The 11,943-nt window shown below is 37.2% G+C and carries 13 protein-coding genes; 6 read left to right on the top strand and 7 right to left on the bottom strand.

The genetic code is table 11. The annotated features are described in order from the left end of the window. Positions 1 to 2,501: Tn3 family transposase (locus L1266_RS21095; RefSeq protein ID WP_235378301.1), on the top strand; the 2,501-nt coding region annotated here is incomplete at its 5' end. Positions 2,502 to 2,670: 169 nt separating this feature from the next. On the opposite strand, the gene L1266_RS21090 is transcribed toward L1266_RS21095, so the two are convergent. From L1266_RS21090 to merR, 6 genes are all read right to left on the bottom strand, one after another. Further along, positions 2,671 to 3,108, bottom strand: a complete 438-nt coding sequence (locus tag L1266_RS21090; protein WP_008110853.1) for a MerR family transcriptional regulator — start codon at positions 3,106 to 3,108, stop codon at positions 2,671 to 2,673. 113 nt (positions 3,109 to 3,221) lie between these two features. Next, entirely contained in the window at positions 3,222 to 4,661 is a 1,440-nt protein-coding gene (gene merA, locus L1266_RS21085; RefSeq protein ID WP_008467329.1) for a mercury(II) reductase, read from the bottom strand. 20 nt (positions 4,662 to 4,681) lie between these two features. Then, positions 4,682 to 5,101, bottom strand: coding sequence for an organomercurial transporter MerC (gene merC, locus L1266_RS21080; protein ID WP_008467331.1), 420 nt, complete (start codon positions 5,099 to 5,101; stop codon positions 4,682 to 4,684). Then, entirely contained in the window at positions 5,101 to 5,385 is a 285-nt protein-coding gene (merP, locus tag L1266_RS21075; protein ID WP_008110847.1) for a mercury resistance system periplasmic binding protein MerP, read from the bottom strand. The genes merC and merP overlap by 1 nt, the downstream gene beginning before the upstream one ends. 46 nt (positions 5,386 to 5,431) lie before the next feature. Continuing rightward, complete coding sequence (locus L1266_RS21070) at positions 5,432 to 5,779, bottom strand: mercuric transporter MerT family protein (RefSeq protein ID WP_016899520.1); 348 nt, start codon at positions 5,777 to 5,779, stop codon at positions 5,432 to 5,434. 190 nt (positions 5,780 to 5,969) lie between these two features. Beyond that, entirely contained in the window at positions 5,970 to 6,341 is a 372-nt protein-coding gene (gene merR, locus L1266_RS21065) for an Hg(II)-responsive transcriptional regulator (protein ID WP_033011277.1), read from the bottom strand. Between the two features lie 350 nt (positions 6,342 to 6,691). Here merR and L1266_RS21060 point away from each other — a divergent pair, with 350 nt between their 5' ends. The 3 genes from L1266_RS21060 to L1266_RS21050 all read left to right on the top strand — a co-directional run bounded on the left by L1266_RS21060 (position 6,692) and on the right by L1266_RS21050 (position 8,331). Beyond that, a complete protein-coding gene (locus tag L1266_RS21060; RefSeq protein WP_008467336.1) occupies positions 6,692 to 7,315 on the top strand; it encodes a recombinase family protein in 624 nt (207 codons plus the stop codon). Between the two features lie 416 nt (positions 7,316 to 7,731). Further along, the gene (locus tag L1266_RS21055) at positions 7,732 to 8,046 is read left to right on the top strand and encodes a hypothetical protein (RefSeq protein WP_235374274.1); all 315 of its coding nucleotides are present in this window, start codon (positions 7,732 to 7,734) and stop codon (positions 8,044 to 8,046) included. Positions 8,047 to 8,070: 24 nt separating this feature from the next. Further along, complete coding sequence (locus tag L1266_RS21050) at positions 8,071 to 8,331, top strand: hypothetical protein (protein ID WP_235378300.1); 261 nt, start codon at positions 8,071 to 8,073, stop codon at positions 8,329 to 8,331. A 149-nt stretch (positions 8,332 to 8,480) separates the two neighbouring features. Here L1266_RS21050 and L1266_RS21045 read toward each other — a convergent pair whose 3' ends face one another. Further along, positions 8,481 to 9,014, bottom strand: a complete 534-nt coding sequence (locus L1266_RS21045) for an abortive infection family protein (RefSeq protein WP_235374277.1) — start codon at positions 9,012 to 9,014, stop codon at positions 8,481 to 8,483. A gap of 550 nt (positions 9,015 to 9,564) precedes the next feature. On the opposite strand from L1266_RS21045, the gene L1266_RS21040 reads away from it, so the two are divergent. Further along, entirely contained in the window at positions 9,565 to 10,428 is an 864-nt protein-coding gene (locus L1266_RS21040) for a DNA replication terminus site-binding protein (RefSeq protein WP_235378299.1), read from the top strand. A gap of 919 nt (positions 10,429 to 11,347) precedes the next feature. After that, positions 11,348 to 11,563 (top strand): hypothetical protein, encoded by a 216-nt coding sequence (locus L1266_RS22450; protein ID WP_318532827.1) that lies wholly within the window; start codon positions 11,348 to 11,350, stop codon positions 11,561 to 11,563. Positions 11,564 to 11,943 lie beyond the last annotated feature (380 nt).

The raw sequence follows: 11,943 nt of genomic DNA, 5'->3' as shown, positions 1-11,943 counted from the left end.
CGCTGCAAGACACTATTTCTACGGTATTATCAAATGAGCGTAACCGAATTGAAATGGTGCTGCTTGATAGTTTGTCTTCAGGTACCAGAAAAACATTACTTAAATTACTTGAGTCAAATAATACCTTCACTGACTTAGCCAAGTTAAAGAAAATGGCTAAGGACTTTTCAACGAGCCAAATCACCCAAGAGCTGAAGACGCATAAAATTATACGCTCGCTTTATCCAGAAATTAAGTCACTGATTGCTGAACTGGAGCTATCACCTAAAAATCTTGAATACTATGCTTCACTGGTAAAGCACAAGTCCGTTTATAAGCTTAGAAGACACGCAGATAGCCAAACTATTTTATATCTCGTTTGTTACTTGTTCTTCAGGTACCGAGAGACTAACGACAATCTTGTTGCTGCATTTATTTACTTGGTAAGGAAGTTAACCGAATCAGCTAAAGGCTATGCAAAGCAGCGTATTGTTGAAGATGTAACCATTGTAAGAACCAAATTAAAATCCGCTGGTAGTTTATTAAAGTACTTCATCGATACCGATATGGACGATGATTTAAGCTTTGGTGATGTACGTAAAAAAGCCTTTGAATTGATCCCTGCTGACAGTATTAAACTGTTAAGTGATCACTTAGATAATAACGACTTTGATGGCCGTCAGTACGAATGGCAATTTATTGATAAACAATCCAGTAAAATTAAAAAACTTATCCGCTCATTATTTATGTCTATCGATATTGAGTTCATTCATTTAAAGGATGAACTCCATGAGCAGTATGTTATGGCACATTCTGAACTTAGTGAATTAAAGGCTATCCAAACCATTAACATCGATGTGGTACCTAAACATGACCGAGAGTATTTAGAGGGAGAAAATACCAAATTAATTGCTAATCGATTTGAGTATTTCCTTTATCGTAAAGCCGAACAATTATTTCACAGTAATAGCTTAACGGTGAAAGAAAGCGTTAATAACCGTAGTTTAACGTCAGATCTTATACAACCTAAAGAATGGCAGCAAAAAGAGACAATCATTGAAAACACTGGCCTTGATAAGCTGGCAACACCGATTAACCAAACACTCGCAGATAAGAGCCAACAATTAGAAGTTAAGCTGAAGGAAGCAAGCGAGCATATCTTTAGTGGTGATAATAAGTATGTTGAGTTTATTCCTGGCAAAGCCGAACTCAAGTGGTCAATTCCTAACAGCCGTTGGCAACAAACAATTGAAAACCCGCTCTACAATCAAATTCAACACATGGGTATCGTTGAACTCATGTTGTTTGTTGATCAAAAGACAGGTTACTTAAATTCATTTACACACATATCAGCAACTAAAGAAAAATCACCAGTAAATAAAGAAGATCTGATCGCCTGTATATTGGCAAACGGCACCAATTACGGCCTATATAAAATGGCGAATATCTCTGACCGTTCAATGGGTAAATTACGCAGTGTAGATGATAGTTATGTCAGATATGAAACACTCAAAACGTCTAATGATCAGGTTTCTAATGCTATAGCCACGTTGCCAATATTTGCCTATTACCATGTGGACGATAATCAGTTGTTTTCAAGCATTGATGGTCAAAAATTTGAGTGTCGCATAAATACGTTTAAGGCTCGGTATTCGTCTAAGTACTTCTCCAAAGGTAAAGGTGTTTCAGCATTAACATTGGTTTCTAATCATGTTCCGGTGAGTACGCAAGTCATTGGCGCTAACGAATATGAAGGTCACTTTGCTTTTGACTTACTCTATAACAACTCTTCAGATATACAGCCTAATACCTTATCGACCGATACGCATGGTACCAATAATGTTAACTTCGCTATATTAGATTTCTTTGGTTACACATTCGCCCCTCGATACGCGAAAATGAAAAAGGTGTTTTTTGAGCTATTTGAAGTGACTGAAGAGAACGGAGGCCGTATTCAATTAAAGAAAGATATTAATCATAAGCTAATTGCTGAAGAATGGGACAATATTCAGCATATTGTTTGTTCATTGAGTCGTAAAACCACCACTCAAAGCACAATCATTAGAAAGTTGAGTAACGGCAAGAGCCGAAGATTGTCAGCATTGCATGAGTACGACCGTTTAATTAAATCTATTTATGTTTTGGAGTATGTTGATAATTCAACGTTGCGTCATTACGTCCAGCAAGCCTTGAACAGAGGTGAAGCATACCATCAGTTAAAACGTGCTATTACTTCAGTTAATGGCAATAAATTTCGTGGGGGGAATGATTACCAAGTATCACAATGGAACGATTGTGCTCGACTCATTTCAAATTGCATTATTTATTATAATTCCGCGTTACTATCGGCATTTTTACAAATCCAAGAGAGGAACGGTAGGCAAGATGTGGTTGATGTTATTTCTCGGCTTTCACCTGTTGCTTGGCAACACATTAATCTAAATGGGGAATATGCCTTTAATAAAGACCGCAAAGAAATCGACTTAGCTGGTTTACTTAGTGATGTAGAATCAATAAGTTAAAGAATGCCATCTGTTTGTATTTCTAATTCAAAAGGTACTGCGCATCAAAGTGCCATTAAAAATTGGAGGTGTTGATATTCTATATGCTTGATATATACAAGCTAACATTGATAGAAAACAGATAAGCTAACAAGTTTTTAGTCGAGCCATGAACTGTTCTATAATTGTTCTAATTGCAAAACTCTTCAATTTGGTTTGTTACTAGATTTAAAAATACTTTTCTATGCTCGATTTTAGTAAGTAGCAGCTTTTGGATGTCTTCAGGAACTTTTCTTTCTCCTGCATCTATTGCCATTAGTAATGGCTTGATATCAACTACAAGAAGACCTGCCGCCCTTGCTGCTCGAATGAACTTTAATCTCTTTAATGCACATAAGCCGTAAAGTGAATGGCCTGACTTAGTTTTTTCTTCGCAGTGTACTAAGTTCTCAAGAACATAATTTCTTACCGTATGGACAGATGTTTGTGCAGCTAGTGCCAGTTGAGAAATACTCAAAGGAAAATCCAACGCATCATCATCACTACTAATGAACTTATTGATGTCAGGTATCTCTGTCAAAAAACTGACTTCACCAACAGGAATGTTTTCAACCTTAGATTTAATCATGATTTAGCATGCTTCCAATTTGTGTTGTTAATGGAATGCCTTAAGATATCTTGATTACATTCAATCAATTGGCACTCCATTAACATTTCTGTAAGTACATTACCGTTAAATGATTACCCTGCGCAGCAAGATAGCTCTTTAACGTCTTTGCTAAAGGTTTGAGCGCATAACTTCAATCCTTCAACCATCGTCAAATACGGAAATAGTTGACCTGCCAATTCTTCGACTGTCATTTTATTATGAATAGCAAGAGCCGCACTTTGAATCAGTTCTCCGCCTTCATGGGCTAAAATTTGTGCGCCTATCAGTTTTCCCGTGGATTCTTCAGCTACCAACTTGATAAAACCATCCGTTTCAAAATTTGCTAAAGCTCTTGGTACGTTTTCCATATCAAGTACACGACTTATCGTATTTATTCCTACCGCTGAAGCTTGTACTTCGGTTAGACCTACCGTAGCAACTTGTGGGTCGGTGAATATAACAGCAGGCATGGTAGATAAGTCGAGTTGCGCATTTCCACCTGTCATATTAATTCCAGCCCTACTTCCGGCAGCAGCAGCAACATAAACAAATTGTGGCATATTGGAGCAATCTCCAGCGGCATAAATGTTAGCTGTTGATGTTTCCATCATACTATTAACAACAATGGCACCACTTTTATCTGTTTCAACACCAACATTTTCTAAACCAAGCTTTCCAGTATTTGCATGGCGACCCGTAGAGATAAGCAATTTTTCAGCGATTAATGTTCCTTCGTTAGTTTCCAATGAAAAACCATTGCTATCATAAGAAACATGACTTGCTTGCGTATTATTAAGTACCCTAATACCTTCTTTTTCAAAGCACTCTGCCAGTTTTTCACCTAATAACGGATCTTCAGCATATAAAAGGGTATGTCTGGCTAGAATTGTCACACGGCTACCTAAACGGGCATAAGCTTGCGCAATTTCCAGAGCAACAACGGAGGAGCCGATGACAACTAGACTACTCGGTAACTCTTCTGCAAATAAGGCTTCTGTTGATGTCCAATAAGGTGTATCAACTAAACCCTTAATTGGCGGAATGCTTGGTGTAGAGCCTGTTGCAATTAAAATGCGATCTGCAACCAGCTCTTCTTCACTACCATCAGACTTGTGAACTAGCAAGGTATTTTGATTTTTAAAACGTGCATAACCTTTAAGTAAAGATAGCGCGGGATTACTCTCTAAAATACGTTGATATTTAGCATCGCGTAGTTCTTCGACGCGAGCGTTTTGCTGATGTGCTAATAAGGAGCGGCTAAGTTGTGGCTGAATATTTTCTAAACCATCAAACGGGTTAGTACGTTGCTGATGCGCTAATTGCGCAGCACGGATCAATATTTTTGAAGGAACACAGCCGACATTTACACAGCAACCTCCGATTACATCGGCTCCTTCAATGATAGTAACTCTTGCTCCGCCTTCTGCTGCTTTAATCGCACTGGCAAAGGCCCCTGAACCACTACCAATAATGGCTACATGTAATTGTTCTGGCTGGATGTCATTTGACGAGCAACAACTATTCGTTGACATATTTTATTCCTCTTAAAAAGTTAAGCGGTACAAGTTTCATCATCACAGCGTTTATTCGCAGGAGAAACCATGTCCCAAATTGATACAGCAACCATTAGTCCTAGCCCCGTATAAGTAACGTATGAACTCCACCCGTACTGGAACCAAGGGTATAAAGAGAGTAAAACCAAAATGGGGCCAATTGAACCGATAAAACTACGGTGCCATTGACGATGGCTAAACCAGCCTAAGATATTCATTGCCAGCGCTAATACTGCAAACAGTGGTAACAACGTATTGATAAATACCCCTTCCCACTGACTAAGAAATCCCATCCCAATTGCCGCACCAAGACTAGCTATCGCGGGAAAACACATGGCGCATCCCATTGCCGAAACAAGTGCACCTATAGAGCCTGCTTTATCTCCGATACGCGTAACTAGTTCTAAGGGGCTAAACATTACTTATTTTCACTTTTTAAATTTGAAGGGTAGCCAGCGTTGGTAGTCGCTGCAATTAATGCATTGATGTTGGTTTTAGTGTCATCAAAAGAAACAACAGCTAGCTTAGGCTTGTAGGTAACTTTCGCATTTTCAACGCCATCAACATTTTCTAATGACTTTTTAACTGTGATTGGACATGTCGCACAGTTCATCGTTGGCACTTCCAGTGTAACTGTTTTTACTTCAGCAAAAGCACCAAAACTAGAAAGTGAAAGCAGTGCGGTTAATAATAATTTTTTCATAATTAGCTCCAAATTTTAAAATGTTATAAATTTCTTGATCTGTATATTAAGCAAACAAAAGTATCCAATAATTACTGGTCACTAAAATTGTCGCAACTATAGCGCTCAGCCAGAAAATGACTTTTCGTTGTTGCTGTTTCTTAGGAATTGCACAGGCCGTTCCCGGCTCACACTCTTCTACAGGACGGTAAATTTTCCAACCTGAGTAACCAAACAACAACACTACAAATGCGATAAATAATGGCCTATAGGGTTCAAATGCAGTTAAATTACCAATCCATGAGCCACTTACCCCAAGTAATAACAGGAGCAAAGGACCTACACAGCATACGCCTGCGCCTAATGCTGCTATGATGCCTCCTATCATTGGAAGGTTTGATTCTTTTTGATTCATATAGATACCTCATTAAGTGATAATGCAAGTGTATTGCATGTACCTAAGTACGGAGTCAAGGGTGATTTATAAAAAATTTATCTTTGATAATCTGCTACGACAGATACGGGGAATAAGCTAACTTGAATTAAGGCGCAGAAGTAAAATTGGATATGCTGTTTTAGTGGGAAATGGTAGTTAAGTGAATCATTTACTTCGGTTGCAACGAATCAATTATTGGGCAGTGGCTATCGTCATCATTATTTTGGCATTGTCCTAAATGTTCTTCCAAAGCGTGTTCTAACAACAACAAGTCAGCCATCTTTTTTTGTACTGCGATCAGCTTTTTATTAGCTAATTCTTGTACTTTACTACATGGACTATCGTTTAACGCAAGTAACCCTTCAATCTCATTTAGCGTAAAACCTAATTCTTGAGAACGCTTGATAAAATGTATTCTATTTACCGTTTCTTTCGGGTAATGTCTATAGCCCTGCATAGGCTTTGGTGGTTGTTTAATTAAGCCTTTGCGTTCATAAAAGCGAATTGTTTCGACATTTACACTCAGTTCTTTAGCCAACATACTTATGGTTCGTTTAGACACGTTATCAATTACCTTACTGACTTTTTGTTTACTTACTTTATATCTAATTAAAGTGACCATCAATGAATACCAGTTTAAACATCGCTAATTGATTTTGTTTTTTCTTCTATTAAATAAGTAAAGTTACCGTTGTTACAACAATATTAAACCACAACAATGTATGGTTTATCCTTTTTCATTATCAAAGTCCAAATTAGTGTTATTACATGCAGTTCTACATGAGTACACCCTAAAGATACTGTTAATATAACACAGGCAATTACGTAATGACACCACTTAAATAAACCTATATGATATGACACCATCTAAATAGACCTAATTAGGCAAAAATGTTCATAAGAGCATATTTACGAGCATCAACTTCTGAGCAAGATGCAAATAGAGCAAAAAGCTCATTAAAAAAATTCGTTTCTGGCTTCAGCAAACGAATTGCTTCTTTTTATATAGAAAATAAATCTGGTAATTCTTTAGATAGACCAGAGCTAATTCGTTTATTGGATGAATCAGAGTCCGGTGATGTTTTGTTAGTTGAATCAATCGATCGTTTAACAAGGCTAAGCCCTGATGATTGGAAAACTCTTGTAGCCTCAATAAATGAAAAAGGAATTAGTGTTGTTAGTTTAGATCTACCAACCAGTCATTTAACATTTGGCAGTTTTCCAAGTGATGATTTTATGAGATCAATACTTAGTGCTATTAATAATATGCTGTTAGAAATATTAGCGGCCAGTGCATATAAAGAATATCGAGAACGTGAACGTAAGCAAAAAGAAGGTATTGTAAAAGCACAGCAAAAGGGACTTTATCACGGTCGTCAGCCTGATTTAGAGGCTCATGATAGGATTGCCTCGTTTACTGAAGCTGGATTTAGTATTAATAAAACGGCTGAAGCAGTTGGAGTTAGTCGAAGTACGGTAATTAGAGTTAGAAAAAAGCTTAAAAATTTAGACTAAGGTTAATTTCGAGGGGATGGGCGCAAAACCCCAATATGTTTGGTCTAAAAAAATCGAAATTTTAATTAAAAACAAACTTAATATGTTCCATTGAAATTTATCATTGAGTGATGTTAATTGGAGGTTCAAATGTTACTCATTAAAAAAAAGCAAAGCCCAATACGCGGGTTATTTTACATTTCACTTTGTATTTCATTATCCATTGGAAGTTGCAGCTTGAATTCATATTTTCGATACGGCATGACTTTGCCACTTGAGTTTTACACTCCCTTAATCATTACTTTGATATTGCCTCTATTGAACTCAAAGCAAGGAACATTGCGTTTTGGGCCTGTTAAATTGTTTAGTTCTGGAAAATAGCGCGATTTTAAGAGTGTGATAGCTTAGATTTAAATGCTCGATGTGGAAGACTTACAATGAAAAATAGTACAGCACTAATATCAATAATCTTAGCGTGCTTATCTAGCGAAGCTGCAGCAATTATCCCTGGGGATAATACTGCATGTTATCCATTATCATATGATAGAGCTGCAATCAAAAAGCAAATAAAAGTGGATCTTCTTACTACGTATGCGGCCTTAAACACTATAAGTGGAGAGGAAAAACTATTGAATGACACTTACTCATCTGAACTTGAGAATATAAAAGTGGTATCTACTGAGTTTCAAAATTTTAAATTTTCTTACTCTGAGCGTGATGGCCAACTTTGTGGTTCAATAGTAAAAAAGTAATTAATTTAAAATAAGAGGTTAAACATGAAAGAATATTACGTTGTAGAAATTGGTTATAGTGGCGCTGGAGGTGCTGGAGGAGATGTAGCTAAAAGATTTACATTGGATAAAGACAAAGCTCTTTGGTTTGCTGAGGTATTTTTTACAGGCCTAAAAACATTAGATAAAGAGTCTGGCTTTATAAAAATTATTGGCTCAGATAAAACTCTTTCTTTAACGATTTCTAATAACACCCTACCCAAATTTAATAGTATCAAGCTGCCCTTGCCCCAGTGTAGCGATTAAGAATTCGATTTACTCATTTATGGGCTTCTCGCCCCTTTCGAAATCGGCCTAAAAACAAAGTAAGAAATAGATCTTCCCATGCCAAATACATTTTCTACTCCAGCGGCTCAAATCTTGGCCATTTAGGACACAAGCATTAAACGGCTAATTCAAAGCTTAAACACTCTTAGGCTTTTTTGACTTTTTTCATCCCAAGTTTCGAGGACAAATAATGCTAAAGTATGCGCAGAGTGAATAGCAAGCCTAGCGTGGCGTGGTTTCAAATTATAAACCTTGCGTCCTTCCCTATGCGCTGAGCTAGCATGCGTTCTAAATGCACCAATGCCTCCCACAATTGACAACATCCCAGATATAATCCTCTTTAGATCATCATCTTGAACTAGTTTAGTGTCAAAACCTAAATCATCTCTTACTACTTTCCAGACACCTTGGAGATCTTGCTTTTGGGGGAACGGTAATTTTTTATCTTCAATGTATACCTTAAAGATTGACTCTAATATATTACATGCAGCGGAAACAGCGTCTCGTGGGGCTGAATTTACATTATTTAATGCGCGGTTAAACTCAGCTTCTATTGAAGGGATATCATGACCTTTAATTACCTCCAATAATGATTTGCTGGGAGCTGAACTACCGTCCCCCCATTGATAGCTATCTTGAGCTAATTCATCAGATAACTCCATGTATTCTTCAATGATTTTCCCTAGAATTTTAAGTGGAAATCAGATTCTTCATTAATTCGTCGTAACCAAGCTTGTATTTTTACTTGTTTAGACCCTACAGGCGGTTCACCTGGTGCGTCAGCATACGTAAATAGGTTATCTAATCCAACGTGTGACTCTATCTCATGCAGATTATCTGATAAAACAGCAATAACTGGAGCAGGAATTTTTTGATATGAGCATTACAAATGCTAACAGTTTATCAAGCATTTAGCAGGGTATAAAAGATCCACTGTTATTTTCATCTGGATATCTTGTTTCTAAGAATTAAGGCTACCTTAACTAACAACATTAAAGCTATACCATCATACTAATATCTTAAATCAATACTCACCCGCCCATAGTGCCATTGAACAACCCTGATTGAATTGCGCCCTACTTCAAGAAGATAAAAATAAATAAAAGAAAAATTAAATTAAACAAAGGACAAAAACGCAGATGCTGAGGTGTATGCTTTATATACAATAAATGGTATGATGGTATAGAAATTAACCGCTTAATTGAATTGCCTATGTCTTTGTATAATGATGTTGCGTTTGCATTTAACCAATTAGTTAGTGCGACTGAAGCACTTAACCAATTCCTTCATGAATGTGAGGTGGTTCATGCTGAATGCTATAAGTTACCAGCTTCAGCTGGTGATATGTCCGATACTAGTGGCTGGGAATTAGTAATCCCTGAAAAGCATACCGGCTTTACTGCATTAAGTATGGCCACAGGTTCTTTTGCCCGGTTTACGCCAGATTATAACCACTCACCTAAATACCCTTTTAGACTACCTGGCTTTATCCAATTGGCGCCAATTCATTATCAATCAGCTTCACAGCTGGTGGATGCATGTAATTTACAAAAAGTGATAATAAAAGAGCTCATCAACAGCAGCAAACTCAATCAAGGTCAAAAGCGAGAGCTAATACAGTCAATTTGCCCTAACGCTATTACCTTACAAATATACAGGCTGATCAAAGCTGCTGATGGCCCAGTTAAACGAGTTGGTTTTACTTGGTGTAACAAAAATAGTATGAGAACTATTAACAAAGAAGAGTTTCTTAAGTATTTAGCCGGCAGTAAAGATAACCCACCTTCAGGTAAAACTAGATCTGAATGGGCGCCATGGGTTGAAAAAGAAATTGAATTAGTGAAATCAAAACCTGGCGAATTTATCAAGGTGAAAAGACCTTTACCAATAACACCTAAGCTGAACGTTTCTTTCACTGATGACACTAACACGGTTATGTTTTATGGCCATGTACCTATCATTGTATTCGGTGATGAGCCTTGTAAGATCTCACCATTAAAGAGTTGTATCAGGACAACAAGTGAAGCTGAACATTACAATTATTTAATCAAAAGACTGTATGTAGTGAATGAATAGATTTTGAGGTTAGTATAATGACATCGGCAGAATGATGCATGACGTTCGCACTATAAAATTATCGTACGAAAAGGAGAATCTCGTTTCTGAATTATACGATGGAATGAAAATTGCGATTATATGCGGACAACTCAAACCAACTACTTAATTATAGGCAACAAAGTGAACTACTCAGCCTGCCTTTGAAATTCGCGGAAACAGAATCCATGGCTATTTGAGAGCTTCCCCACCCTGTATATGAGATTAAATTTACATATATATGAAGGTGACACAGGCCGTCTATGAAATTCGGGCTTAAACTGTATTGCCCCGCTTGCTGGACACGCTATACACACCGCGGCTTTGAGCGTTATTTGACAAGCACTTATCAAAAATGGAGTAATAATTAAAATGCTTTAAAATATGACGACTCCTTAGATTCCATACGTTATGAATTGAGAGCACTTGGGTTCCGCTTTATAAAACCTAAATTAAGACAATAAATCTGATTTGACTCGCTATACTCCTGGTTGGTTTCACCAGAAAATACTCAAAAAGCAATGGCTGGGAGCTACTCCCTGGTAGTGGAGGCCCGTCAATAGCAAATACTATATAGTGGGAAAGATAATTTCAGTTATGGGCCAAATAGTTCCGGATACCTACCGCTTGTTATCTATAGAGACTTTATTGGCAAAAGAAAGCCCCAGATAAATTTTACAAGGATTTGTATTATACCACGAGCTTTACTGACAAGGTTAATCATAAATATGCTGTTGATGATGACAAGGCAACATAGTGATAAAGAACACCGCAGCCACAATTGGCAAAGTTGCGCATAGCTCAGAACAAGTAAAAATAACAATGAATAAGTTAGAGCAAAAAGCGAAGTTTTATTGATATTTTATCTGTCATTCAAGGAATTGCCTTATAAACCAATTTACTGGAACTGAATGCTGCGATAGAAGCTGCAAAGCCGGCGAATAGGGGGACTGTTGCTTATGAAGTAAGAACATTAGAGAGCCAAACACACGATGCAACTGAGGAGATTCAGTCAAAGTTCAACTTATTGCTGTCAGGTAGCCGTCAAGAGTCAGGGCTTATAGTCGAGAGTGTTTATATTGCGGGTACGACACAAGAGCAAAGTACAGTATTGTGAAGACGTTTCCAGAAATATTACCGAGATATCTATGATGGAGGTATAAGCCTCAAAAATAGCATTAAAATTTAAGTCAATGAGAATCATTGGAGATTGCACATTATTTGCTCTTTGAGAGATTCTAGACTATCTTTCAGCTAACTTCATCAAAGTTATACTGTTTTATAGTAGTACTGGGCTAATGAAACCTTTGTCTTGAGAAAGCCATATGCAGAAAACGCAAACACTTTTATTTACCAAAAGTTTAAAAGGTATGAATCGCCCCGAGTTCATCGGAGACCAGTTTGTTTAAGTCAGGCCACTTTACCTGACTCGTTTAAATTATCATAGTAGTCTGTTTCATATTGAGCTGGTGAAATATACCCAATTGAAGATAATAA

The organism is Pseudoalteromonas sp. Cn5-37 (assembly GCF_021532495.1).
GTDB lineage: Bacteria > Pseudomonadota > Gammaproteobacteria > Enterobacterales > Alteromonadaceae > Pseudoalteromonas > Pseudoalteromonas simplex.
Note: the sequence above shows the minus strand (reverse complement) of the source record. Positions and strands in the feature narration are given on the sequence as shown.

Excerpts from the sequence above, each read along its gene's own strand:
- L1266_RS21090 (WP_008110853.1), bottom strand. The coding sequence starts at position 3,108 with ATGATTAAATCTAAGGTTGAAAACATTCCTGTTGGTGAAGTCAGTTTT.
- merA (WP_008467329.1), bottom strand. The coding sequence starts at position 4,661 with ATGTCAACGAATAGTTGTTGCTCGTCAAATGACATCCAGCCAGAACAA.
- merC (WP_008467331.1), bottom strand. The coding sequence starts at position 5,101 with ATGTTTAGCCCCTTAGAACTAGTTACGCGTATCGGAGATAAAGCAGGC.
- merP (WP_008110847.1), bottom strand. The coding sequence starts at position 5,385 with ATGAAAAAATTATTATTAACCGCACTGCTTTCACTTTCTAGTTTTGGT.
- L1266_RS21070 (WP_016899520.1), bottom strand. The coding sequence starts at position 5,779 with ATGAATCAAAAAGAATCAAACCTTCCAATGATAGGAGGCATCATAGCA.
- merR (WP_033011277.1), bottom strand. The coding sequence starts at position 6,341 with ATGTTGGCTAAAGAACTGAGTGTAAATGTCGAAACAATTCGCTTTTAT.
- L1266_RS21060 (WP_008467336.1), top strand. The coding sequence starts at position 6,692 with ATGTTCATAAGAGCATATTTACGAGCATCAACTTCTGAGCAAGATGCA.
- L1266_RS21055 (WP_235374274.1), top strand. The coding sequence starts at position 7,732 with ATGAAAAATAGTACAGCACTAATATCAATAATCTTAGCGTGCTTATCT.
- L1266_RS21050 (WP_235378300.1), top strand. The coding sequence starts at position 8,071 with ATGAAAGAATATTACGTTGTAGAAATTGGTTATAGTGGCGCTGGAGGT.
- L1266_RS21045 (WP_235374277.1), bottom strand. The coding sequence starts at position 9,014 with ATGGAGTTATCTGATGAATTAGCTCAAGATAGCTATCAATGGGGGGAC.
- L1266_RS21040 (WP_235378299.1), top strand. The coding sequence starts at position 9,565 with ATGTCTTTGTATAATGATGTTGCGTTTGCATTTAACCAATTAGTTAGT.